At 57.9% G+C, this 23,047-nt stretch carries 20 protein-coding genes and 1 pseudogene; 9 read left to right on the top strand and 12 right to left on the bottom strand.

What is annotated here, in order from left to right; all coding sequences use genetic code 11:
• The first annotated feature begins 34 nt into the window (after positions 1 to 34).
• Complete coding sequence (locus KXD86_RS00230) at positions 35 to 2,143, top strand: molybdopterin-dependent oxidoreductase (protein WP_218634094.1); 2,109 nt, start codon at positions 35 to 37, stop codon at positions 2,141 to 2,143.
• Here KXD86_RS00230 and KXD86_RS00225 read toward each other — a convergent pair.
• Entirely contained in the window at positions 2,140 to 4,335 is a 2,196-nt protein-coding gene (locus tag KXD86_RS00225; RefSeq protein WP_218634093.1) for an OsmC domain/YcaO domain-containing protein, read from the bottom strand. The genes KXD86_RS00230 and KXD86_RS00225 overlap by 4 nt on opposite strands.
• Positions 4,336 to 4,513: 178 nt before the next feature.
• On the opposite strand from KXD86_RS00225, the gene KXD86_RS00220 reads away from it, so the two are divergent.
• A complete protein-coding gene (locus KXD86_RS00220) occupies positions 4,514 to 5,629 on the top strand; it encodes a MipA/OmpV family protein (RefSeq protein ID WP_218634092.1) in 1,116 nt (371 codons plus the stop codon).
• Between the two features lie 54 nt (positions 5,630 to 5,683).
• On the top strand, positions 5,684 to 6,850 hold the full coding sequence (locus KXD86_RS00215) for an ADP-ribosylglycohydrolase family protein (RefSeq protein WP_218634091.1): 1,167 nt from the start codon (positions 5,684 to 5,686) through the stop codon (positions 6,848 to 6,850).
• Between the two features lie 31 nt (positions 6,851 to 6,881).
• Here KXD86_RS00215 and KXD86_RS00210 read toward each other — a convergent pair whose 3' ends face one another.
• The 6 genes and pseudogenes from KXD86_RS00210 to KXD86_RS00185 all read right to left on the bottom strand — a co-directional run.
• Positions 6,882 to 8,138, bottom strand: coding sequence for an MFS transporter (locus KXD86_RS00210; RefSeq protein ID WP_218634090.1), 1,257 nt, complete (start codon positions 8,136 to 8,138; stop codon positions 6,882 to 6,884).
• A 118-nt stretch (positions 8,139 to 8,256) separates the two neighbouring features.
• Positions 8,257 to 8,679 (bottom strand): hypothetical protein, encoded by a 423-nt coding sequence (locus KXD86_RS00205; protein WP_218634089.1) that lies wholly within the window; start codon positions 8,677 to 8,679, stop codon positions 8,257 to 8,259.
• A gap of 41 nt (positions 8,680 to 8,720) precedes the next feature.
• Positions 8,721 to 9,185, bottom strand: coding sequence for a DUF4442 domain-containing protein (locus KXD86_RS00200; protein WP_218634088.1), 465 nt, complete (start codon positions 9,183 to 9,185; stop codon positions 8,721 to 8,723).
• 12 nt (positions 9,186 to 9,197) lie between these two features.
• Positions 9,198 to 10,172: an NADP-dependent oxidoreductase gene (locus tag KXD86_RS00195; protein ID WP_218634087.1), complete on the bottom strand. Its 975-nt coding sequence runs from the start codon at positions 10,170 to 10,172 to the stop codon at positions 9,198 to 9,200.
• A gap of 52 nt (positions 10,173 to 10,224) precedes the next feature.
• Entirely contained in the window at positions 10,225 to 10,656 is a 432-nt protein-coding gene (locus KXD86_RS00190) for a MarR family winged helix-turn-helix transcriptional regulator (RefSeq protein ID WP_218634086.1), read from the bottom strand.
• 124 nt (positions 10,657 to 10,780) lie between these two features.
• Positions 10,781 to 11,083, bottom strand: a pseudogene (locus tag KXD86_RS00185) (ABC transporter permease subunit); the annotation flags it as partial.
• A 127-nt stretch (positions 11,084 to 11,210) separates the two neighbouring features.
• Here KXD86_RS00185 and KXD86_RS00180 point away from each other — a divergent pair.
• Entirely contained in the window at positions 11,211 to 12,695 is a 1,485-nt protein-coding gene (locus KXD86_RS00180) for a glutamate-cysteine ligase family protein (RefSeq protein ID WP_218634085.1), read from the top strand.
• Positions 12,692 to 13,732 carry a M14 family metallopeptidase gene (locus tag KXD86_RS00175; RefSeq protein WP_228739283.1) on the top strand — a complete coding sequence of 347 codons (1,041 nt, stop codon included), beginning with the start codon at positions 12,692 to 12,694 and terminating at the stop codon, positions 13,730 to 13,732. The genes KXD86_RS00180 and KXD86_RS00175 overlap by 4 nt, the downstream gene beginning before the upstream one ends.
• On the opposite strand, the gene KXD86_RS00170 is transcribed toward KXD86_RS00175, so the two are convergent.
• Positions 13,729 to 14,223 carry a gamma-glutamylcyclotransferase family protein gene (locus tag KXD86_RS00170; protein ID WP_218634083.1) on the bottom strand — a complete coding sequence of 165 codons (495 nt, stop codon included), beginning with the start codon at positions 14,221 to 14,223 and terminating at the stop codon, positions 13,729 to 13,731. The genes KXD86_RS00175 and KXD86_RS00170 overlap by 4 nt on opposite strands.
• Positions 14,224 to 14,617: 394 nt before the next feature.
• Between KXD86_RS00170 and KXD86_RS00165 the strand changes: the two genes are divergently transcribed.
• From KXD86_RS00165 to KXD86_RS00155, 3 genes are all read left to right on the top strand, one after another.
• Positions 14,618 to 15,802, top strand: coding sequence for a YncE family protein (locus KXD86_RS00165; protein WP_218634082.1), 1,185 nt, complete (start codon positions 14,618 to 14,620; stop codon positions 15,800 to 15,802).
• Between the two features lie 57 nt (positions 15,803 to 15,859).
• A complete protein-coding gene (locus KXD86_RS00160; protein ID WP_218634081.1) occupies positions 15,860 to 17,278 on the top strand; it encodes a hypothetical protein in 1,419 nt (472 codons plus the stop codon).
• A gap of 115 nt (positions 17,279 to 17,393) precedes the next feature.
• Positions 17,394 to 17,840, top strand: coding sequence for a YbaY family lipoprotein (locus KXD86_RS00155; RefSeq protein WP_218634080.1), 447 nt, complete (start codon positions 17,394 to 17,396; stop codon positions 17,838 to 17,840).
• 68 nt (positions 17,841 to 17,908) lie between these two features.
• On the opposite strand, the gene KXD86_RS00150 is transcribed toward KXD86_RS00155, so the two are convergent.
• From KXD86_RS00150 to KXD86_RS00135, 4 genes are all read right to left on the bottom strand, one after another.
• A complete protein-coding gene (locus KXD86_RS00150) occupies positions 17,909 to 18,193 on the bottom strand; it encodes a hypothetical protein (RefSeq protein WP_218634079.1) in 285 nt (94 codons plus the stop codon).
• 32 nt (positions 18,194 to 18,225) lie between these two features.
• Positions 18,226 to 18,717 (bottom strand): 2-thiouracil desulfurase family protein, encoded by a 492-nt coding sequence (locus KXD86_RS00145; RefSeq protein ID WP_218634078.1) that lies wholly within the window; start codon positions 18,715 to 18,717, stop codon positions 18,226 to 18,228.
• A 440-nt stretch (positions 18,718 to 19,157) separates the two neighbouring features.
• A complete protein-coding gene (locus KXD86_RS00140) occupies positions 19,158 to 19,934 on the bottom strand; it encodes a glutamine amidotransferase-related protein (protein ID WP_218634077.1) in 777 nt (258 codons plus the stop codon).
• Positions 19,935 to 20,035: 101 nt separating this feature from the next.
• A complete protein-coding gene (locus KXD86_RS00135; RefSeq protein ID WP_218634076.1) occupies positions 20,036 to 21,373 on the bottom strand; it encodes a glutamine synthetase family protein in 1,338 nt (445 codons plus the stop codon).
• Between the two features lie 242 nt (positions 21,374 to 21,615).
• Here KXD86_RS00135 and KXD86_RS00130 point away from each other — a divergent pair, with 242 nt between their 5' ends.
• Positions 21,616 to 23,019 (top strand): aspartate aminotransferase family protein, encoded by a 1,404-nt coding sequence (locus tag KXD86_RS00130; RefSeq protein ID WP_218636680.1) that lies wholly within the window; start codon positions 21,616 to 21,618, stop codon positions 23,017 to 23,019.
• Positions 23,020 to 23,047: the final 28 nt, after the last annotated feature.

Raw genomic sequence — 23,047 nt, 5'->3', positions numbered from 1 at the left:
ACCAGACAAATAGTCCAATAACAGGCCACTTCCGATGAGCGACACCAAGACCCACTACAGGACCTGCAACATCTGCGAAGCCATGTGTGGCCTCGAGATCAAGCTGCAGGGCGAGGATATTCTGTCCATTAAGGGGGACAAGGACGACCCGTTCAGTCAGGGCCACATCTGCCCCAAGGCCGTCGCTCTCCAGGATTTCTACAAGGACAAAGACCGCCTGAAAACACCGCTCAGGAAAACCGCCGATGGCTGGCAGGAAATCTCCTGGGACGACGCCTTCGAGGAAATCACCACCCGCTTCCGGGATATTCAGCAGGCCCATGGCAAAAACGCGGTGGGCACTTACCTGGGCAACCCCAATGCCCACAATTTCGGCAACGCCGTTACGTTTCCGGGTTTCTTCAAGGCATTGGGCAGCAACAACCGCTACAGCTCGGCGTCGGCCGATCAGCTTCCCCACCACGTGGCGTCCAATTACATGTTCGGCGCCGGGATGCTGATCCCCATACCCGATATCGACCACACCGATTTCATGCTGATCATCGGCGCCAACCCGATCGTTTCCAACGGCAGCCTGATGACCGCGCCTGGCGTGGGCAAACGGCTCAAGGCCATTCAGCAGCGCGGCGGCAAAGTGGTGGTAATTGACCCGCGACGTACCGAAACCGCCCGGAAATCCGACGAACACCTGTTCATCCGTCCGGAAACCGACGCCCTGCTCCTGCTCGCCATGGTCTACACCTTGTTTGAGGAAGGACGAGTCCGGCTCGGCCACCTTGAGCACCTGATCGACGGCGTTGATCAACTCGAAGAGGCTGTCAGGCCTTACCCGCCGGAACGTGTGGCGGATGCCTGCGGGATCGACGCCGCAACCATTCGCCGGTTGGCGCGGGAGATGGCGGACGCTCCGACGGCCGTATGCTACAGCCGCATGGGGGCCTCCACCCAGTCGTTTGGTGGCCTGTGCCAGTGGCTGACCAACGTAGTGAATCTGCTGACCGGAAATTTCGACAAACGCGGCGGCGCCATGTTCACGCAGCCAGCGTTCGATCTGGTCCGCAACACCAAGGGTAAACCCAGTTCCTACGGGCGCTACGAATCACGGGTCCGGAAGCTGCCGTTCTACAACGGCGAGTTTCCCGTTGCCACCCTCGCCGACGAAATCCTTACCCCCGGTGAGGGCCAGATCAAAGCCATGATCACCATCGCCGGCAATCCCGTGCTTTCAAGCCCTGACGGCGCGCGCCTCGGCGAGGCCTTCGACGCCCTCGACTTCATGGTGTCCGTGGACATCTATCTGAATGAGACCACCCGGTACGCCGACATCATCCTGCCCGCAACAACCGGGCTGGAAGTGCCTCATTTCGATGTCTTCTTCAACGCCTTCGCGGTGCGCAATACCGCCAAGTTCTCGGAGCCCCTGTTCCCCAAGGCAGCAAATCAGAGGCACGACTGGGAAATTCTCAAGGAACTGGCGCTGCGCCTGACCGGACGCGAAGACGATGGCCTGACGCCGGAAATGATGCTGGACGCCGGTCTGAAACACGGCGCCTACGGTGAACAGGGCATGAGCCTGGAGAAGTTGAAGGACAATCCGCACGGTGTCGATCTGGGGCCGTTGCAGCCTTGCCTCGAGCAACGACTCCAGACCGAGGATGGCCGGGTTCATATCGCACCCCAGCCACATGTTGATGACTTGGCGCGTTTGGAAACCTCTGGAATCCTCTCCCAGGCAGGCGATTCTGACTACCCGTTCTCAATGATCAGCCGGCGTCTGGCCCGCAGCCACAACACCTGGACCCAGAACTCCCATCGCCTCGTGAAGGGCAAGAATCCGTGCACACTGCAGATTCATTCGGCGGACGCCCGGAAGCTTGGGCTGGAGGACGGCCAGACGGCGCTGGTGTCCTCCCCCGTCGGCCGCATTGAGCTTCCGGTGGAGATTGATGACGACATGTTTGAAGGGGTCGTCAGCATTCCCCAGGGCTGGGGTCACAACCGGGAAAATACCGGCATGACCGTGGCCGAATCCCAGCCGGGCGTCAGCATCAACGATGTCACTGACTCACGGCGCATCGACGCGTTGACCGGGAACGCCGCGTTCAACGGCACCCGGGTTGCGGTGCAGGCAGTGGGCGCCTAGTCACCCGCCTGTGCCGCTACGGCGGCACGGGCCGCGTGGAGCTTCTTGTAGCTTTCGATGAGACGCTGGTGCTTCTCCAGACCGTCCAGTTGCATGTTGGTCGGGGTAAGGCCGTGGAAACGCACCGTGCCGTTCACCGAACCCACCACCGCGTCCATGGTGTCATCCCCGAACATGCGCCGGAAGTTGGCAAGGTAATCGTCCAGCTCCAGTTCGTCGTCCAGGACCACTTCCAGAACCGCATTCACGGCCCGATAGAACAGGCCGCGCTCGACCGTGTTGTCGTTGAACTGCAGGAACATGTCGACAAACTCGAGCGCCTCCTCATGCCACTGAAGTGCCAGGCAGATCAGCAGTTTCAGCTCCAGGATGGTCAATTGTCCCCACACGGTATTCTCGTCGAACTCGATGCCGATCAGGGTAATAATCGTCATGTAGTTGTCGAGCTGGCTGCCCTCCAGGCGTTCGGCCAGATCCGCCAGCTGTTCATCGCTCAGGGCGTGCAGGTTCAGGATGTCCTCGCGGTAATCCAGGGCCATGTTGGTGTTGTCCCAGACCAGATCCTCAACCGGGTACACTTCGGAGTAGCCCGGCACCAGAATCCGACACACCGGCGCGCCGAGTTCTTCATAGACGGCCGTGTACACCTCTTTCCCCATGTCCTCGAGGATACCGAACAGCCGGCTGGTTTCTTCCTCATTGGTGCCCGAGAAATCCCACTCGTTGAACGTGTAATCGGATTTCGCACTGAAGAAACGCCAGGAAACCACCCCAGTTGAATCAATGAAATGCTCAACGAAATTATTCGGCTCAGACACCGCCAGGCTATTGAACGTGGGCGCCGGCACATCGTTCAGGCCCTCAAAACTGCGGCCCTGCATCAATTCGGTCAGGCTGCGTTCTAAAGCGACCTCGAAACTTGGGTGTGCACCGAAAGACGCAAACACGCCGCCCGTTCTCGGGTTCATCAGGGTGACGCACATCACCGGATAACGCCCACCCAACGACGCGTCCTTCACCAAAATCGGGAAGCCCTGGGCTTCCAGCGCCTGGATACCCTCGACGATGTCCGGGTACTTGTTCAGCACCTCCTGGGGCACATCCGGCAGCGCGATTTCCTCTTCGATGATCTGTTTCTTGACCGCCCGCTCGAAGATCTCCGACAGGCACTGGACTTCGGCCTCGAACAGGGTGTTGCCGGCACTCATGCCGTTGCTGAGAAACAGGTTCTCAATCAGGTTGGAGGGGAAGTACACCACCTCCCCGTCGGATTTACGCACGAACGGCAGGGCGCAAATGCCGCGGTCCACCCTACCGGAGTTGGTGTCAATCAGGTTGGAACCAACCAGTTCGTTATCCGGGTTGTAGATGGCCATAGAGTGGTCATCCAGAATGCCTTCCGGGAGCTCGTCGTTGGGCCCCGGCTTGAACCATCGCTCGTTCGGGTAATGCACAAACTCGCTGTTAGCGATCTCTTCCCCGAAAAACTGATCGTTGTAGAAGAAGTTACAGCTCAGGCGCTCAATGAATTCCCCCAAAGCGGAACACAGCGCGCTCTCCTTGGTGGCACCCTTGCCGTTGGTAAAGCACATGGGCGAGGCCGCATCTCGAATGTGCAGTGACCACACGTGGGGCACAATATTACGCCAGGATGCGATTTCAATTTTCATGCCGAGATCCGCCAGGATGCCGGTCATGTTGGCGATGGTCTGCTCCAGGGGCAGGTCCTTCCCCTCGATGAACGTCTGGTGCTCACTGTCAGGCTGCACCATCAACAGGGCCTGGGCATCTTCGTCGAGATTCTCGACGGTCTCGATCTCGAACGCGGGCCCCGTCTGCACCACCTTCTTCACGGTGCAGCGATCAATGGAGCGCAAGATACCCTGCCGGTCCTTGTCGGAGATGTCTTCCGGCAACTCGACCTGGATCTTGAAGATCTGGTTGTAGCGGTTCTCCGGATCAACGATGTTGTTCTGCGACAGGCGGATGTTGTCCGTCGGAATGTCGCGGGCCTTGCAGTACACGCGCACGAAATAGGCAGCACAGAGCGCCGAGGACGCCAGGAAGTAATCGAAGGGGCTGGGCGCAGAGCCATCGCCCTTGTAGCGAATGGGCTGGTCGGTAATGACGGTGAAATCGTCAAACTTGGCTTCAAGTCTGAGATTGTCGAGAAAGTTGACGTTGATTTCCATTACGAAGATACCCGGTTTGTAAAATTTGGCGCGCCATGGCCTGAATGGCCGCCATTATCCAGTTTTTAGGGGGCGTCGTCTCGGCGGCTCCGTATAAATCGCAGGATTGCCCTCAACCATCCGATTGGATATACCGGTCGTATTTCGACTGGTTCCTGACTCCATGGCTGGTTATTCCATGAAAACGCCCGCTTTGTCCCTGAAATTACTCTGGTTACTGTTGCCGTTCAGCGCGGCAGCCGTCAATGCCGCCGACCTTTCTGTCAACGTTCGGAACCTGCCCGCTGAAGGCACACTGGTGTTGCAGGTCTACGATGACCCGGACGCCTTTGGCGACTTTCGCAACCCGAAGCGGGAGGTTCGCTATGCCATCCAGCCCGGCGAGCGTTATGCGATTCCCGATGTCCCCGCCGGGAGAATCGCCGTTCTCGCGTACCTGGACGAGAACGGCAACGAAGCCCTCGATAAAAACTTCATTGGCATCCCCCGCGAACCGGTGGGCCTGTCAAACAACTACCAGCCCAAGGGCCCGCCCAGCTTCCGAAATGCCGCCTTCACCGTCCGACAGGATGAGACAGCCAGCCTCGACATCCAGCTTTACCGGGTTCTCGGGGAGTTCGGGCAATGGGGTGTGGGCCTGGGTGTGATTGGTCGCGGCAGCCCGTATGTCGGCTCCGATTCCAACGTACTTCAGCCCATTCCCGCCATCACCTACTTCGGCGAGCGCCTTCAGTGGGTGGGCCCGAGCCTGCGTTACGGCATTCTGGGCAGCGAGCAACTGCGCCTTGCGGTAACCGCCGCCTACCGGGTTGGCGCCTATGAAGAAGATGACAGCGACTTCCTGAGAGGATTAGGGGATCGAGACAGTACCCTGATGGCCGGCCTTGGCCTCGTCTACGAGGGGCCCGTCGGGCTGGAGTTTGATCTGGGCTACGAACACGATGCCCTGGATCAGATCGGTGGCGGCACGGCGATGGCCAGAGTGTCCCGGGGTTTCCAGTTCGGCAACCTGCGGCTCTCGCCTACGATTGGCGTTAACTGGATGAGCAGCGAACTGGCGAACCACGATTTCGGCGTACCTGCTGACGCGGCTCTTCCCGGCCGGCCCGCCTACGATGTCGGCAACACGGTAACGTTCGAGGTGGGCACCGGCGCCTTCTATGAGCTGACCGAAAGCTGGCGCGTGGTCGTCAACCTGGCCCTGGAAGAACTGGGCAGCGATATCACCGACAGCCCCATTGTAGAGGATGATCGGCTGATCAAAGGGTTTGGGGCAGTCACCTATTCGTTTTGATGGGGACTACACTTACCCGCAGTGAACGAATCAGCCTGACCAAGCGGGAGCATCATGACCGACAGATTACCCGAAGACAAACGTGCACGTATCGTCTCAGCCATTGCCGGGGGCTGGGTGGCAGACGCTGCCAGCCTCGGGCTCCACTGGCTCTACAACAGCGCCCGGATAACCGATGTCGGTGGCGAGGCACCGGAGTTTCTCCCGCCCCGAGCGGAGTACTTTGAGGGCGTGTTCGGTTATTTCGCCCATGAGGGCAAGACACCGGGCGACGTGAGCCACTACGGCGCTGCGACGAAGGTGCTAACCGACAGCCTTCTCGCGAACCAGGGAACACTCAATATTCGCGATTACCAGCGTCGCTTCGCGAACTGCTTCGGCCCCGGCGGAGCGTGGCAGGGGTTTATCGACAACCCCACCCGGGGCACCCTGAACAACCTCATTGCGACAGAGCAGCGGGCCATCGAACGGGCCTTTTCATCGATCCACACCGAGCTGACGGATGAACAGAAGCGCATACTGGTGCAGAAGGTCCTGCCCTACACCCGCCGGCTGACCGGCGATCAGTTGGCGGCGCCGGTTCGCAAGGCCATCAACCTCACCTACCAGGACGCCCGGATTCAGGATGCGGGGGTATTTCTGGCGGAAACCATTGATCAGAACCTGCAGCCAGAGAGTGGCGCCGATGACAAGCAGTTACCCGCCGTGTCCAAGCTCCCTCCCCTGGTTGCCTGTTACCTTGGCCAAAGCGACCTGATGACGCACGTCGACGCCGCCGTGCGGGTGACCAACAACAACGACGAAGCCGTGGGCTGGGCGCGGTGCGCGGCGCGACTCCTTGAAAGACTGTTCCTGGGCATTCCGCCTGCGCAAGCGATCGAGGCCGCTATGGAACTGGCCCCCGCGCCTCAAAACCTTTCGACAGCCATCTCCGACAGCAGGCTCAATCCCATTCAAGCCGGAGACACATTTGGCCGAACCTGCTATCTCCACGAAGCAATGCCCGTCTGCTTTCACATCATCAGTCAGGCACCTACGTTTGCGGACGCAATCCGGGCGAATATTCACTGTGGCGGTGATTCCTGCGGCCGGGCCTGGCTCATCGGGCCTGCCATGGCGGCGATACACGGCGTTGGGAGTGAGAAAGGCATCCCGTTGAGCTGGCTTGCACGGGTAACCGACGGCGCCGATCGTTTCGCAGAACTCGAAGCGCTGGTTTAACGGCACCCTTGCCGGGGACTGGCCGGAGCGCTCACGACGAGGGCCCGATTGGCTCCCCTTCCTCGTCCAGAAGTTGATAGTTGTACGCCGCCTGGAGGCCTGTTTCTTCCTCCGCCTCCGGCTCCGCTCCATCCTCTTCAAGGTACCGGGGATAAAGCGGCGACAGCATCGCCACCACAATGCCGATCGCGGCAAACATCGCAAACGCGTCGGCATACCCGAACTCTTTCACAAACAACCCCACCAGGGGGGAGCCGGTCGCCTGCCCGAGCGAAACCGCGATGAACGGCAGTACCGGGCCCATTGACAGGCGGCCCGGCAACAGCCGGATGCCCGTCATCAGATACAGGCCAGTCAAACTCATGTAAGCGAGGCCAAAGACCAGCGCCGAGAATGCCGCAATGGCCAGATTACCCGGACTGGCGGCGAGCAATGCCAGGCTCGTGGACAGCATCATCAACATCAATGCCTGGGTGATTGGCGGGTTGTTGCGATCGGCCAGGTCCGCCACCACCGCACCGCCGAGGCCGGCAATGCCAACGGCGAGCCAGAGCCAACCGGTTGCATCGGAAGCCAGGGAGCCGAGGTTGACCACCAGATCGGGCGCAAAGATCCAGTAGGCGGCAGAGACGAAGCCCATCATGAAGGCAAACAGTGAGAGCCGGAACAGGCGCGACCACTGGAGAGCGCTGATCGGTGGCGGCGGCGCTGCATTTGACGGCACGACACGGGAAACCGACGGAATGAAAAACCGGGTGGCAATGACGCCCATTACCGCCAGGACGGCAAACGATGCATAGGCAAAACGCCAGGCGCCAGCCAGAAAGAGAATTGTGGGGACCGAAACGATCACGCCGATGCTGGTGCCGGCGTTCATGACCGAGCTCACGCGCCCGTGCAGGGAACGTTTCACCAATGCCTGCATGGCCGCCGTCAAAGCCGGCATCATCAGGCCCGTGCAGATGCCGCACGCGAAAACACCGACGCCGAGGGACAATGCACCAACGGCCTGACTGATCAAGACCAGCCCAACCGTCCCAAAGACACCGGACAGCAACGCCGTGTTACGGGCACCGAGACGATCTGCGCACCAGGGGGCGACCAGAGAGGCGAGCACAAAACTGATCAGCGGCAGCGCACCGATGATACCGATCACGTCCGGTGCCAGTTCCAGCTCGGCTCGAATCGGGGGGACAAACAGACCGAAGGCGAAACGCGCGAGCCCGTAACTGATTGCGATCAATGCCGCACCCAGGAGCGCAAACGCTGTGCTTGAAGGAAACTTCATGCCGCCTGCCCTTTGCGTGCTTCGTCAGTACCAGCCTAGTCAGCAACCAATCCACCGACAAGGTTTGTTCTGATTAAGATCAGGTCATCTGCAGTCGCTACGGGTCGCGCTGATTTACCTAGTAGGAATACGAGAGTGCCAGAGCCAAATTCAAAACCATCATTATGAAATCAGTGACAAAAATGAAGAGCATCAATCCTTTAACCTGCCACACGCCCTTACCTCGCCGGTTCTGGATGGCAACGGGCACGTTAAAGGCAAACTGTGAGCCATGGGCGACCGCAAACACCCAAAGCAGTATCGACCGCTGGGCATCCGTTGGAAAGGCCTCCAGGTTAATCGACAGCAGAACATTCAAGAGCGCAAAGGCGAGGTTGAATCCACCGAGAAAACGGCCCGATTCGGCGAGCACATCAAAGACCGGCGTATCCCTGTGTTCCCTTGGCACAAGAACCTTTGCGAATATCCTGTTACGAATTGAGAACACATTGAACGCCATCGCAAACCAGATCGCGTTAAGAACCAATAACGTTTCCAGCATTTAGATTTCTCCAGTAAGAGTAGTGGGCAAACCCCGTGCGATCAGGGCGAAGAGAGAATACAAAGGGTTTTCAGGCAAGAGACGTGGACGGTACCGGCCCGGTCCACCAGGTCCACCCGATAGCTTCGTTCAACTTTGGGATTGGACTCCAGGCACGAACGGATACCTTCAATCTCAGCTCGACTCAGCTGAAACCTGGCGTAAACGGTTGTGGTCACCGGTTTCTTGAACTCAATGTCCGCACATTTATCCACGACACGATGCCGATACCCCAATAACTTGTAGATCATCACCCCATAGATCGGGTCCAGCGCGCTGTACAAGCCACCTCCCCAGGTGATTCCCAGGTGATTGCGCGTGCGCCAGGTGTTGGGTATTTTCACGTGCACTTCGCAAAAGTCGGGGGATACATACGTTACTCGCGCACCAACACGGCGGTAGGCGGGAAACAGGTTTCCACCCCACCGCCACATGCGGGATTCAAACGATTCCTTAACTCGAATCATCGCCGCTCTCCCTCAAGACCGGGCCGGGATATCCAGAATGATCTTGCCTTTCGCCCTCAGACTTCGACTGAGATCGTGTGCAGCCGCCGTTTCCTCCAGGGGAAACACCCGGTCAATCAGTGGCGTTACCTTGCCTTGCTCGATCAACTGACCAATCCGCTGCAGTTCCCGCCCACTGGCTTTGACCATCACAACTTCCGCCCTCAAGGCGGTCTTCGAAAGCAGCGACCGGGCCCGCGTTACGGCCATGGCTTTCAGGTTTTCAGGGCTCGGAATGGTCGAAACAAAAAAGCCACCAGGCTTGAGAACCGGGCCGTAGCGTTTGAGGTTATGCCGGCCAACGGTATCGAAAATGATGTCATAACGATCCTTTTTCCCGGTGAAGTCGGACCGCTGATAATCGATGACCCCGTCAGCCCCCAACGCCTTCACCATTTCAGCATTGGCGCCACTGCAAACGGCCGTCACTGTCGCTCCCAGCGCTTTGGCAATCTGAACGGAATAACTGCCAACACCGCCTGAGGCACCCACAACCAACACGTGCTTGCCCGCACTCAGGTTTGCATGGCCGACAAGGGCCTGCCAGGCGGTCAGACCACACAGTGGCACGCCCGCCGCTTCAATGTATGACAAGTGTCCGGGAATCAACGCAACATTTGCTGCCGGCACAGCGACCTGCTCCGCATAGGTTGAAAGTCCCTCCATGGGGTTCTTCATCCCAAAGACGCGATCTCCGGGCTTAAACCCTTTGACACGACGACCGGTCTCGAGGACTTCGCCCGCCAGGTCACTCCCCAGGATCAGGGGGAATTTCGGAACGAGAAACTGCAACTGATATCGACCACTCCTGATCAGACAATCTCTCGGGTTGACGCTGGACGCATAGTTCCTGACAAGCACCTGATTGGGTTTGATGTCTGGGTTTTCCTGGTCTCCATACCTCAGGACATCACTGTTGCCGTACACCGTCTGGAATACTGCTTTCATGCCCCTGTTCCTCCTGATTCCTTCAGTTCGTCAACGAACCAAACAGCTAAAACTACGAATAGTTGGCGAGCGCTTTGTTCATCAAGCGCATCAATTCCCGCTTATCCTCGGCCGTGAAACCTTGATACAGACGACCGTTCACACTGTCAGAAAGTGCTTTGAAGTCCTGCTTATGGGACAGGCTTTTCTCGGTCAACCTGACCAGCTTCACTCTCTGGTCCTCACTGGATGCAGTTTTCTCGACGTAACCCAGCCGAATGAGTTTATCCACCAACTCGGTGGTGGAAGACTTCTTCTTGTTGATTCGTACCGACAGGTCCTTCAGCGACAGGGCTCTCTCCCGATACAGCGTGATCAGGATCAGGCCGTGTGAGGGGGCCAGGTCATCGAGACCCAGGCGCCTCAATTCCTTCGACACATGGTCATAAGCGTTATCGCGGAGCTCTGCGACCTGGAAAACAATCCCGTTGGTTCTTAGTTTCATTGACGCCCTCTTGCCCCACTACCCTGAAGTAATCGCCCTCGAATATAGTTCGTCAACGAACCATTTTCAACAAATTTTAAGAGGTTCAGGACCGTGCCCCTCGCACCCACTTCCCGTCAGGGCGCTATGAAAAAGAGCGTATTAAACCGCCGCCTGCGGCGAGTGCCAGCAGGCCAATCAGGATTGCTCCCTGCAACACATAGGCCGTGTTGCCGTTCACCAACCCGGCAATAACCGGGTCGCCCAGGGTACGCGCACCGATCGTTGAGCCGATGGCGGCGGTGGCGATGTTAATCGTAACGGAGGTTCGAATGCCGGCAAGGATGACCCTGCCCGCCAACGGCAACTCGACCCGCATCAGCACCTGCAATGGCGACATGCCCATGCCCAGTCCGGCCTCCCGCACGGCCGGATTGATGCTTTCCAGAAAAGGACCGGCGGATTGTGCGGCACAATGACCGGGTGTGTACGGCCATGGTTTCGTGGCCTTGAGCTGCTGTCGAGCCCATCTTCCACTACTATCAAGGTAAGTTGGCGTTAGAGACGACGTTACTGTGGGACTGTCAATCGATAGGACGGAGTTTTCAGCGGATGAGTTTGAACGTTTTGCGGCCAAGGTCCGAACCGACCTCAAGGCACTCACTCGTCTTCTGGACCGGCCCGACTTTGGTGAGGGCGAGAGTTCCATTGGCGCCGAAGTCGAGTTCTACATCGTAAACTCTGAACTCCGCGTTCAGCCCATCAATACAGAAATCGCCGCCAGGGTCCAGGACCCCCAACTGACGGTTGAGCTCAATCGCTTCAATCTCGAATACAACCTCAAACCCCAGGCTTTCAGCGGCCATCCGTTTGCCAGAACAGAACAAGAGCTGCTCGCTGCGATCGGACGAATCAACCAGCACGCCGCACCACTGGATGGCGAACTGGTCCCGATCGGCATTCTGCCGACACTTCGCCAGTCCGACATGGGCGCGCACGTGATGACCGACGTGCCGCGGTACCATGCCTTATCCCAAGCACTGCTCAAGCAACGGGGCGAGCCATTCAGCATCCATATTGGTGGCAACGATGTCATCGACCTGGAAGCCGACGACGTCTACATGGAAGGGGCCAATACCTCGTTCCAACTGCACTGGCGGGTGCCCGCCCACCGTTTCGCCGATTATTTCAATGCCGTCCAGCTGGTCACGCCGGTTGTCCTGGCTCTGGCCAGCAACTCGCCCAGTCTGTTTGGCCACCAGCTCTGGGACGAAACCCGTATTGCCCTGTTCAAGCAATCCATCGACAGCCGTTCCCCCAACCACAAGACCTGGCGCCACCCGCCGCGGGTCTACTACGGCAACGGCTGGGCACGCAGCGCGTGGGAACTGTTTGCGGCCTCCGCGTCACTGTATCCGCCCATCATTCCACTGATGTCGGAGGAAGATCCGATGGCTGTGGTTAATTGTGGAGACGTGCCGAAACTTTCCGAGATGCGCCTGCACCAGGGCACCACATGGCCCTGGAACCGGGCCATTTACGATCATTCAGACGGTGGTCATCTGCGCATCGAGATTCGTTCCATGCCGGCGGGGCCGACTGCCGTTGATATGTGTGCGAACGGGCTGTTCGTCATCGGGGCGGCGTTGGCGGTGCTCGATGACATTCGCCATCTGACGTCGATACTCCCCTTCCACTACACCGAGCACAATTTCTACCGCGCCGCCAAATACGGGATCGGCGCGGAGATCATATGGCCGCAAAAGGATCAGGTTCAGCTACAGGATATGCCACTCTTAACCGTAGCCAGGGAACTGCTGCCGCGAGCCCGGGAAGCGTTGACACAAACAGCCGTGGAAGACTCGGAAATTCACCGACTGCTGGGCATCATCGAAGGCCGCATTGAGACCAATATATCGGGCGCCCGATGGCAACGACATATCACCGAGTCACTTCTCAGGTCCCTGAATCCCGATGAGGCATTCCGATGTATGCTGTCTCTCTACATGGCCGAACAGAAGAAAAACATTCCGCTCCACGAATGGACGCTGTCACCATGAGCAACTCGAACATTCTTGATTATCTGAACGACCCATCACCCCGGACTCTGGGGCGTTCACCACTGGAGTGGCTGGACCGGCTGCACAAGCCCACGGTGATTCACGTTACCGGCAGCGATCCCTCGCGAACCCGAGCCATGGCCACGTTGCTTCACGGCAATGAGCCTTCAGGCCTGTTTGCCCTTCACCGGTGGCTGCTTGAACAGCAAACGCCCGAGGTCAACATGCTGTTCCTCCTTGGTGGCGTCTATCCCGCCAAAATTCACCCCCCGCTTTCACATCGCCAACTGCCCGAGGGGCTCGACCTGAACCGATGTTTTAAAGAACCTTTCGAAGGGGAAGAGGGTGCCATTGCACACGCCATGCTGGCCGAGCTACACAAGGCGAAACCTGAGTGCCTGCTGGACCTGCACAACACCTCGGGCACGGGCCCGGCTTTCGCTGTGACCATCACCAATGACGCCGCACATCAGGCACTGACCTCTCTCTTCACCGACCGCCTCGTCATGACGGATCTTCGCCTGGGTGCGCTGATGGAATATTCAGAGCAGGAGGTACCCACGGTGACGATCGAGTGTGGAGGGTCCCAGGATGATCACGCTCATCAGCTGGCGTACGAGGGCCTGATTCGGTACGCCTCGAGACCCGACGTGCTGTCACTGGAACAGGCGGATTGGGACGTCGCCGTCATGCGCAACCCGATTCGGGTGGAACTGGCGCCCGAAGCGACCATCGAATACCGGCTTGAGCCCACCGGCCAGGCTGACCTTACGTTTCCGCCCGACATCGAACGCCGGAATTTCGGGATTGTATCGCCGGATGAACCGCTCGGATGGGTCGGGGAAAAAGGCCTCAGAATCCTGACAGCGATCAGCCACAATCGGACTGAAAATCTGGAGCAGGTTCTGCAAGTCAGGGATGGGCAGATCTACCCCGCCCAGGCCATCAAAGCGTTTATGATCACCACCAACCCCGTTATTGCGAAGAGTGACTGCTTGTTCTATGCCGTCAAAGCCACCGGCGACCCCATTTTTTAACGGTATATTGCCCGCTCCCTTGCATCTCGTTCTCTGTCCGGATCTTCTTGGCTTTGTGTGGCTGAAATGGCATCCAGATAGTCAGCGGGAACCCCTGTTTCTCGCGCGCCGTGTATGACGTGGTGTAAATACCAGGAGTACGGCAGCAAGGTTGGATCGATATTCGTTGCATAGTAGGTAAAAGCCTCAAGGGAATTCCCCTGATCATCAATGACGGTAACCAGCTTTTCCTGATAGCCGAAACCCAATCCCTCAGCTCGGTCCAGCGGGCCTTTCTCGCCTTCCGGTATTTCAAACAGTGCACCAATGACACAATCATCAGCCTTTCCTGTGAAAAGCGCGTCGCATTTTGCAGAACCGTCCTTTTCGCTCGACTTATGAAACCGGAGAGAGTGCCCGACCAGCGTGAACATACCTTTTCGCTCTGCACCAGGAACCCTCTCTCTCAATCTGAGAAGCGACATGTTTGATCCGTAAGCAAAATACCTCACTCTAGTGGCTCCATAGCCTGAGAACTTTCAACACTCTCTCATTGCTAATCGATGCTGAATGGTGGAGACCCGAAACATTCCTTTGTTAGGACAATGCCCAAGGGCCAATTCCATGAGATGAGCACTTTGTTGAGTGGCACCTACACCTACATTTTAGAGATCACACACCATACCTAAAAGCTCAGTGCAGTGAGAAAACAAGGTATCGACACCTGACTTACCCACGCAATCTTTCGCCCTCTTCGCAATTAAAATCAATTGGTTACTGTCCTCTACTGTGCGTGATCGACCAGCCCCGGAAGCATTGCTTTCCGGTCCGGCAGGAACTATACCTTTCTATGAGACTGCCTGGGGTTGTCTCAGGCTGGTCGTGCCCCACTAAGGAGGGCATCCCATGAAAACCGCAATCCCCTGGACTTTGGCGGCATTGGCAGCATTCGTCCCCACCGCCCCGGCAACCGCAGAAATACTGGCCGTCATGAATTACGAAAGTAAGCCTGCGGACCAGCTCAAGAGCCTCAAATTATCTGGCGAAACAGCTCGACGCGAGGGTCTGGCCATAATCGACGTCGACCCGGAGAGTCCGAATTTCGGAAAGGTTGTTTCGGATATTCCGATTGACCCCGCAACCGTCGCACACCACATCTTCTATGACCGAACGATGAGCAAGGCCTACATCACCGGCCTGCAACAGCCGGCGCTTCAGGTGCTGGATCTGACAAAGAATCCCTACCGCCTCTCCACGATTGAAACGCCGCCGTGTAACGTGGCCGAGGATGTGATTCTGGACGAAGCGAACGAACGCTGGTACCTGACCTGTATGGGCTCGGGCAAGGTGATCGTCGGCAACGTCGCGAGCGACGAAGTGGTCGGCGAGATTGATCTGCCGGGAACCTACCCCCACGGCCTCGCCGTCAACACGGCGATCGATCGCATACTGGTCACCTCGACCATCACGCCGGATCTGACCAGCCCGGACGAGTTTGTCTCGGTGGTACGTGCCTCTGACCTTGAGCCGCTTGGCAAGATCAAGATGACGGATGCCGAGTCGCCGTCCAAGGTGGCGCCCGTTGAGGTGTTCTTCGTGCCCGGTACCGAGCCTGCAACAGCGATCGTGACCAACATGTTCGGACATACGCTCGAAGCGCTGGTCTGGAATACGGACGCCCAGGATTTCAGTCGCGAGACGATTTTCAATTTCGCCAAGCATGGTGCCAGTGTGCCGCTTGAGATCTACTTCAACGACGACAAGAACCCCGATCGCATGTACGTGACAACGGCGATGAAGCCGGGTCATCTGCATATCTTCGACATCTCGGAAGGCCCAACGAAGCCGAAGCTATTGAAGCAGATCACGACGGCCGACGGTGCGCACCATGTCGGGTTCACGCCGGACTTCCGGTACGGGTTCGTCCAGAACTCGTTCATCAACCTGCCGGACATGAGTGACGGCTCGGTATCGGTGGTGGATCTCGAGAGCGGCGAAGTGGTCGCTTCGATGGACACCCTCAAGAACGCCGGGTTCAACCCGAACTCGCTCACGCTCTTGCCGGAGTGGAACCACCTGGCCGGACACTAGGCGGGTGACGCGGCGCCGGATCGACAGCCATCTCGCTTGCTATGGGGTTCGGCCTGAGTGACGCGCTGGCCGGGTGCGTTTGCGACGACGGTTCTGGCGACGTCGCAAGTTCAGGCGCATGCCTTCGGCGCACGCTACGACCTGCCGTTGCCGCTCAGTCTGTACCTTACCGCGGCGGGGATGGCGGTGGCGGCGTCGTTTGTCGGCGCATTGCTCGTCCTCCGCACCGGGCGAACCCGCCCCCTGCATCTGGACATACCGCTGCCCGCCAAAGTGGGTCAGGTATTTTCTGCGATGTTGGGCGTTGTCGGCCTGATTGTTCTGGCAGTCCTGCTCGGCTCCGCATTCCTCGGACCGCAGGAGGCCATGCGCAATTTCACGACCGTCTGGGTCTGGGTGATCTGTTGGGTAGGTCTCGTGCTCTTCTCGGCCCTGGTGGTCTGCCTCTGGCCGCAGATCGACCCATTTCGCAGACTGGCGGCATTGTCAGCGCGGGCGACCGGTCGGCCATGGCATGGCAGTGCGGCCAACCTGCCATCGGCCGCCGGTCTGATGGCACCGGCAGGGCTTCTGGCGATCGCCTGGATTGAGCTGACATCGGACTGGTCGGAAGATCCGCAAACAGTGGGCCTGCTGCTGATCGCCTACCTCCTGGTCGCCCTCGTCGGCGGGCTCGCTTTTGGAGAACAGTGGTTCCGTGTGGCAGACCCCCTGAGCCGTATTTTTGCGGCGCTCGGTCGGGTTGCCCCGCTCTCGGTGACCAGCGCCACCGTCCTGCGCGTGCGCCCGCCGGGCGAAGGCCTGTTGAGCAAGGCAGAGCCCATCCGCGGTGAGGTGGCTCTGGTCATAGGGCTCATTGGGATTGTGCTCTTCGACGGTTTGTCCGAGACCTTGGTCTGGACCGCAGTGCTGGATTTCGTGAGCAACTCACCGTCACTGCGCTCGCCGCTGCTGTGGTTGCGTGACCAGGGGGCGGATTTGATTCAGGTGATTCGCACTGTTGGCCTCTTGACCACCATAGCCGGCTTTTACGGCGCCTACTGGCTTTTGATGATTCTGATGCGGGCACTGGTCGGCGGGACGTTCCAGATTGGCCAGCTCGCGCGCGCCTTCGCCGGTACGCTCCTGCCTATCGCCGTCGCCTACCACCTCTCGCACTATGTCTCGTACCTGCTGATTGCCGGCCAGCTGATCTTCCCCGCGGCGTCCGATCCGTTTGGCCTGGGGTGGGATTTGTTCGGTACGCGGAACTGGTCCATCGACGTCAGCGTCATCGGAGCCAGGCACATCTGGTGGATAGCCTTCACGGCCTTGATTGCGGGGCACGCGCTTTCTGTCCTGGTCGCTCACCGGCGCGCACTCCAGCTGTTCGAAGATGCTCGGCGCGCGGCGCTGTCGCAAGTCCCGATGACAATCGCCATGGTCGGACTCACCGTGTTAAGCCTTTGGATCCTCTCACAGCCCATCACGGAGTGACCGGAACCGCACTGTTTCGCACTGTGAACCTATCAACATAGGGTTTATAGTTTTTCCGGACGGCATTACCAACAGAGAGATCTATCCCATTTTCCTGGGACTCAGGGAGAGAACAATGAAAGTGAAAGCAGGTTGGGCAATGGGCATCTGCGCCCTGTTACTCGCGGCATGCAGCAACCAGGGGGTCTCGATGACTGAATCCCGGCAACAACCCGACAATTCGTTAATGCAGGTCGTAACCGGTGAAGTCTGGTATCGCGAACGCATCGCGTTGCCGCCCGGCACCAAAGTTATCGTGACGCTTGAAGACCAATCACGGGCAGATGCTCCCGCCACGGTCATCACCGACTACACCTATGTCGTTGACGATAAGGCCCCGCCCTACCCCTTCAGACTCGTCTACGATCCGTCAGTGATCAGTGAACGCATGACCTACGGGTTACGGGCCAGGATACTCAAGGACGATCAGCTGTTGTTCACCAGCACCGAGCACGTCGATCCGTTTGCCGGCAATCCGGGCGAGCCAATACGAATCATGGTATCAAGGACGGGGACTCGATAGCCGGGCTCAACAGTCCGGCCCTAATTGGCCTCACACGCGCCGATTCCAATGGGCGCGTGTGAGGCTTGTTAGTCGCTGTGCTTCTGGACTAAAGCCTCAGGTTCATCAACCCTCTCGACTTGCCCATCCCCGATGTATTGGAAGAAGTGCCCCTCATCGTCCTCAAAAATGTCACCGGCATTAATGACGACAACATGCTTCGTAGGAATGACTTTCAATTCCCCGGTATTCTGGTTGATCAAATACACAACACCGGCAGACGTTTCAAAGAGCGAAAAGTTGGGAGCGGCTGTAAGCGTCGTGTTATCACACCCGGTGAAAACCACAACTGCCAGAAGAAGCCATAATCTCATCCGAGAGTCTCCAATAGGATTAACGCTTGCCATCACGCGCTCGTCGCGTGGAGGGCCCTGTTAGCATCCGCTATCTCATGTTGGCTAAACACTTGAATACCATGCCGACGCAGCAACGCGACCGTAACGCCAATACCGGGAGACCGGTTACCGGAAAAGCTACCATCATAGATGAACGAGCTGCCGCAAGAAGGACTGGACTCAGCCAGTACTGCTATATCAATGCTGAACTTCTTGCACAGCTCCAGGGCAATCGAGGCACCGGCAATGAACTCGTCGGTGACGACATTCCCGCCCTTTTCAACAACGTCGGTTTCACCGTCCAATACCATGTACCCGTTACCCTGGAAAATCTCCGCAGGGTTCCTGGGGATACTCATCCCGGCCTCAACTTCCGGACAGACTGAAACAACCCGCCCCTCAGATACCCACCTTTCGATCAGTTGATCATGTACCGAAAGGCTTCCTCCATCGTATCTGACCTTTTTCCCTAGAAGGCACGCACTCATTAATACTTTTCTCAAATTACTCGTCCCTAGGATTGTGGTACTAACGCATTTGTTAAGCGGCGCCCTACCAGGGGCGACCGGCAGCCATCGGCCGCAAACTGGCCTCCTTGTTACAGGCATTATGCACAATTGTTGCTCGCCATAACGAGACCTGTAACTAAGGTATCTGTCGAAACAGCATTATCCTCAGCGGGTTGCAAGAATATGCACAGCCTCTTGGGGCCAGTTTTAAGCGGCTGGGTCTTTGTGGTGTGCGGGCTAACCATCGTGATGAATATCGCTGAAGATCACCTGATAAGGCGAGGCTCGCCGTCGCATCGTATCCTGTCGGGGCGGTTCAGCTACGACTAATTCCATTGAACGTGTGAGCCCGCGGCGACGGCCCGTTGGCACACCTTTATAAAAAAAGCCGGCTTTGGGCCGGCTTTCTGTTGGAGCAGTTGTCATTTACCGCGTTAGCAGGTTGCCGCTGTTTCCTCTTCGGCTTTGGCAGTGTTGCTGGCCTTTTTTTGGTCGCGCATCAGGAATCCCGCCATCCAGTTGGCGATCGCTATGGAATCTGTCGTGGCCTCTGGTGTTGAAAGCCCTTCAAGCGCTTTGTCTGCGTCGGCTTCCGGAACGGATTGACCACGAAGGTGCTTCACCAGGCGGGTCTCAAAGGTTACATCGAATTCCGGATGCGCTTGGAACGTCAGGATCCGGTTGTCGTACTGGAGCACCGCGTGCGGGCAGAAAGCCGATTCCGCAATCACTTCGGCTGCGTCGGGCTTTTCCAATACCTGATCCTGGTGCATCACGCTGAGCGTGAATTTCGCTGACTCCAGGTCCAGGCCCTCTACCTTTCTGGTCAGGGAGTATTCGTGAAGCCCCACTCCCCAACCGCCGGAATACTTGTGTACGTGTGCATCGAAGGCATCGGCAATGATCTGGTGGCCAAAGCAGATGCCAAGCATCGGGCGGTCTGCCAGGTAAATGTCGCGGATCAGTACCTTGAGCTTTTGCATCCAGGGCAGGTTTTCATACACGTTGGACTTTGAGCCGGTCACAATCCAGCCGTCGCAATCGGTCGCGGATTCAGGAAACTCGCCGTCACGCACGTCAAAGTTGACGTAATCAAATTGATGGCCGGCCTGCTTGAACAAGCGTTGAAACATGTCGGCGAAGGAGCCGAACTCGCCAATCAATGGATCCGGCGTAATGCCGGTGGCCAGAATGCCTATCTTCAAAGTCATCCGGATTCTCCAGTTCAAAGCGCCCGCCCCATCAGTTCAGGCGGCTGAGTGCCACACGAACTGATGCGTCGGACAGGTTGGTCGGGTCTTCAGTGATTCGCTTAGAGCAGCCCGAGGTAGGCCTCGTATTCCACGTCGGTGATGCGCTCGTTGAGCAGACGTTGTTCCTGGCGTTTGGCAGCACTGTAGACGCGTTGAAACTCCTCGCCGAGGTATTCCTTCAGGATCGGGCTGTTCGCAAAGGCATTGGTGGCGTCTTCCCACTTGTTGGGCAGAACCAACGATTCGTCGCTTTCCGCGTAGGCATCGCCTTCGATGGGAGCCGCAGGCTCCAGGCCATGTTCAATGCCATACAGCGCGCCAGCCAGAACAGAGGCCAGTACCAGATACGGGTTGGCATCGGCGCCGGCGACACGGTGCTCAATACGGCGAGCGGCGCATGGGCTTTCCGGTATCCGCAGGGCCACGGTTCGGTTTTCATAGCCCCAGCAGGCGATGGTAGGCGCGTGGGCACCCGGCATGAAGCGGCGATAGGAATTCTGGTTGGGCGCCAGGGTCAGCATGGTGTCGGGCATGGTTTCCATCATCCCCGCGACCGCCTGTTTCATCAGGTCACTGCCCTCTTCCGTGCCGTTATCAAACACATTCTGTCCGGATTCGTCGAGCAGGCTGAAGTGAACGTGGAAGCCGTTGCCGCTTTGATCGGCGTACGGTTTGGCCATGAACGTGGCACCATAGCCATGGCGGCGGGATACTCCGCGCACCAGCCGTTTGAACAGGATGGCCTGGTCGCCGGCCAGCAATGGGTCGTCGACATGGTTGAGGTTGATCTCGAACTGGCCGGGTCCCATTTCGGCAATGATGGTATCTGCTTCGATACCCTGGGCGTCGCAGGCCTTGCGAATATCCGCGAAGAAGGCATCAAACCCGTCCATCTCCTCCACTGCGTAGCCTTCGGTGTTCGAAAGGCGGCGACCGTGGCCATTCGCAAGTACGGGCGGAATGGGGCGTTGGGTGGTTTCGGACTTGCCATCCATGAGGTAGAACTCGAGCTCTGTGGCCATCACCGGGCGCAAACCACGGGCCTTGAAGCGATCTACCACGCGCTTTAAAACCTGGCGTGGGTCGGCTTCAAAAGCGGATCCGTCAGCGTTGAACATCATGGCCAGAATCTGATGCCGGGGAATGTCTGACCAGGGCACCGGTAGTGGTGTTTCAGAGACCGGAAGGCACACACCATCGCTGTCACCGGTTTCAAAGACCAGCCCGTTATCGAGCACGTCGGCCCCCCAGAAGTCGAAGCCGACCACGGATCGTGGCAATTTGATGCCCTCGCTCAAAACTTTTTTCAGAACGCCGGCAGGCATTCTTTTACCGCGTAAATTACCGTTCAGGTCGGTGATAAAGAAATCGAATTCGGTGTTTTTGTTGACTGTCATACGTCTCTCTTTGGAACGCTGCCGTTTCTATGAGTCTCTGAACACTAAACGATCCCATAAGTAGTGTAACTATAACCCAGGGGGTATATGGGGTGGTTGAGAGAATGGCGGCGAGCCGATATCCCCCGATAGGTATATCCCCAGTCTGGCCCGTTTTGTTAGAAAAGCCTTAACCGAGCCGCAACTTAGTTCACCAGTCGGGCTCTTCATTGGAAGCTACGGAAAACAATATGCCAACAACAATGAAAACCCCAGCGCAGGGAAACGGGGACGCCATTCGTACCGTCGATGCGCAACACCACCTGCATCCGTTTACCGATTCAGGAAAACTTAACGCCAGGGGAGCCCGCGTGATCACTCGCGCCGAAGGGATCTATTTGTGGGACAGCGAGGGCCAGCGGCTGATGGACGGCATGTCCGGCTTGTGGTGCGTTAACCTCGGTTACGGCCGAAAAGAATTGATCGCTGCAGCTACGCAACAGATGGAAGTGCTGCCCTATTACAACACCTTCTTCCAGACCACCAATGCGCCTGCGGCCCGGTTAGCGCAGGCCATCGCGGATATCACTCCGGGCGATCTGAATCATGTCTTCTTTGCCAGTTCTGGCTCCGAGGCGGTGGATACTGTCATTCGGATGGTGCGCCATTACTGGACGCTCAATGGCCAGCCCCGTCGCAAGGCACTGATTGCCCGTGAGAATGCCTACCATGGCAGTACCGTGGCCGGGGCGAGTCTGGGCGGTATGGGACCAATGCACAGGCAGGCAACACCCCTGTTGCCGGATATTCACCGCATTCCTCAACCCTACTGGTATGGCGAGGGCCGCGGTCTGTCTGAGGATGAATTTGGGCTGCTGTGCGCAAAGGCACTGGAAGACAAAATACTGGAGATCGGCCCGGAAAATGTGGCGGCCTTTATCGGTGAACCGGTACAGGGTGCAGGAGGCGTGATCGTTCCACCCGCAACCTATTGGCCGGAAGTTCAGCGTATCTGTCGAAAATACGACATTCTGCTGGCCGCGGATGAGGTGATCTGCGGGTTTGGCCGTACCGGAAGCTGGTTTGGTTGTGAAACTTTTGGCTTCCAGCCAGACATAATGTCGATGGCGAAGGGGCTCTCATCCGGATACCTGCCGATATCGGCAGTGGCCGTCGGTGATCGCATTGCCAATGCGTTGATTAACGCCGGCGATGATTTCAACCACGGATTCACCTATTCCGGCCACCCGGTTGCCGCGGCGGTGGCGCTTGAAAATATCCGCCTGCTGCAGGAAGAACGTGTGGTCGATTATGTCGCCAACACCATAGCCCCTTACTTCCAGACTCGGATTCGAGAGCGTCTGGGCCATCACCCTCTAAGTGGTCATATCGAAGGAGTTGGGCTCCTGGCGGGCATCGCGCTGGTGCGGGATCGGGCGTCCGGCACTTTGTTTGATTCGGAAATTGATGTTGGCACGATTTGCCGCGATCATTGCTTCCGCAATGGTTTGGTCATGCGTGCCTGTGGCAATCGGATGGTGTTCTGCCCGCCTTTAGTCATTACTCCTGCCGAAGTTGACGAGATGGTGGAAAAAGCGCGCGAATGCTTCGATTTGACCTACGATGATGTCAGGGCATTGATCCTTGATCAGGCTCAGGCCGGATGAGTCCCATACTTTGGGAGCCTGGCGGTTG

Source organism: Marinobacter arenosus, from assembly GCF_019264345.1.
GTDB classification, from domain to species: Bacteria; Pseudomonadota; Gammaproteobacteria; order Pseudomonadales; family Oleiphilaceae; genus Marinobacter; species Marinobacter arenosus.
Note: the sequence above shows the minus strand (reverse complement) of the source record. Positions and strands in the feature narration are given on the sequence as shown.

Excerpts from the sequence above, each read along its gene's own strand:
- KXD86_RS00230 (WP_218634094.1), top strand. The coding sequence starts at position 35 with ATGAGCGACACCAAGACCCACTACAGGACCTGCAACATCTGCGAAGCC.
- KXD86_RS00225 (WP_218634093.1), bottom strand. The coding sequence starts at position 4,335 with ATGGAAATCAACGTCAACTTTCTCGACAATCTCAGACTTGAAGCCAAG.
- KXD86_RS00220 (WP_218634092.1), top strand. The coding sequence starts at position 4,514 with ATGAAAACGCCCGCTTTGTCCCTGAAATTACTCTGGTTACTGTTGCCG.
- KXD86_RS00215 (WP_218634091.1), top strand. The coding sequence starts at position 5,684 with ATGACCGACAGATTACCCGAAGACAAACGTGCACGTATCGTCTCAGCC.
- KXD86_RS00210 (WP_218634090.1), bottom strand. The coding sequence starts at position 8,138 with ATGAAGTTTCCTTCAAGCACAGCGTTTGCGCTCCTGGGTGCGGCATTG.
- KXD86_RS00205 (WP_218634089.1), bottom strand. The coding sequence starts at position 8,679 with ATGCTGGAAACGTTATTGGTTCTTAACGCGATCTGGTTTGCGATGGCG.
- KXD86_RS00200 (WP_218634088.1), bottom strand. The coding sequence starts at position 9,185 with ATGATTCGAGTTAAGGAATCGTTTGAATCCCGCATGTGGCGGTGGGGT.
- KXD86_RS00195 (WP_218634087.1), bottom strand. The coding sequence starts at position 10,172 with ATGAAAGCAGTATTCCAGACGGTGTACGGCAACAGTGATGTCCTGAGG.
- KXD86_RS00190 (WP_218634086.1), bottom strand. The coding sequence starts at position 10,656 with ATGAAACTAAGAACCAACGGGATTGTTTTCCAGGTCGCAGAGCTCCGC.
- KXD86_RS00175 (WP_228739283.1), top strand. The coding sequence starts at position 12,692 with ATGAGCAACTCGAACATTCTTGATTATCTGAACGACCCATCACCCCGG.
- KXD86_RS00165 (WP_218634082.1), top strand. The coding sequence starts at position 14,618 with ATGAAAACCGCAATCCCCTGGACTTTGGCGGCATTGGCAGCATTCGTC.
- KXD86_RS00155 (WP_218634080.1), top strand. The coding sequence starts at position 17,394 with ATGAAAGTGAAAGCAGGTTGGGCAATGGGCATCTGCGCCCTGTTACTC.
- KXD86_RS00150 (WP_218634079.1), bottom strand. The coding sequence starts at position 18,193 with ATGAGATTATGGCTTCTTCTGGCAGTTGTGGTTTTCACCGGGTGTGAT.
- KXD86_RS00140 (WP_218634077.1), bottom strand. The coding sequence starts at position 19,934 with ATGACTTTGAAGATAGGCATTCTGGCCACCGGCATTACGCCGGATCCA.
- KXD86_RS00135 (WP_218634076.1), bottom strand. The coding sequence starts at position 21,373 with ATGACAGTCAACAAAAACACCGAATTCGATTTCTTTATCACCGACCTG.
- KXD86_RS00130 (WP_218636680.1), top strand. The coding sequence starts at position 21,616 with ATGAAAACCCCAGCGCAGGGAAACGGGGACGCCATTCGTACCGTCGAT.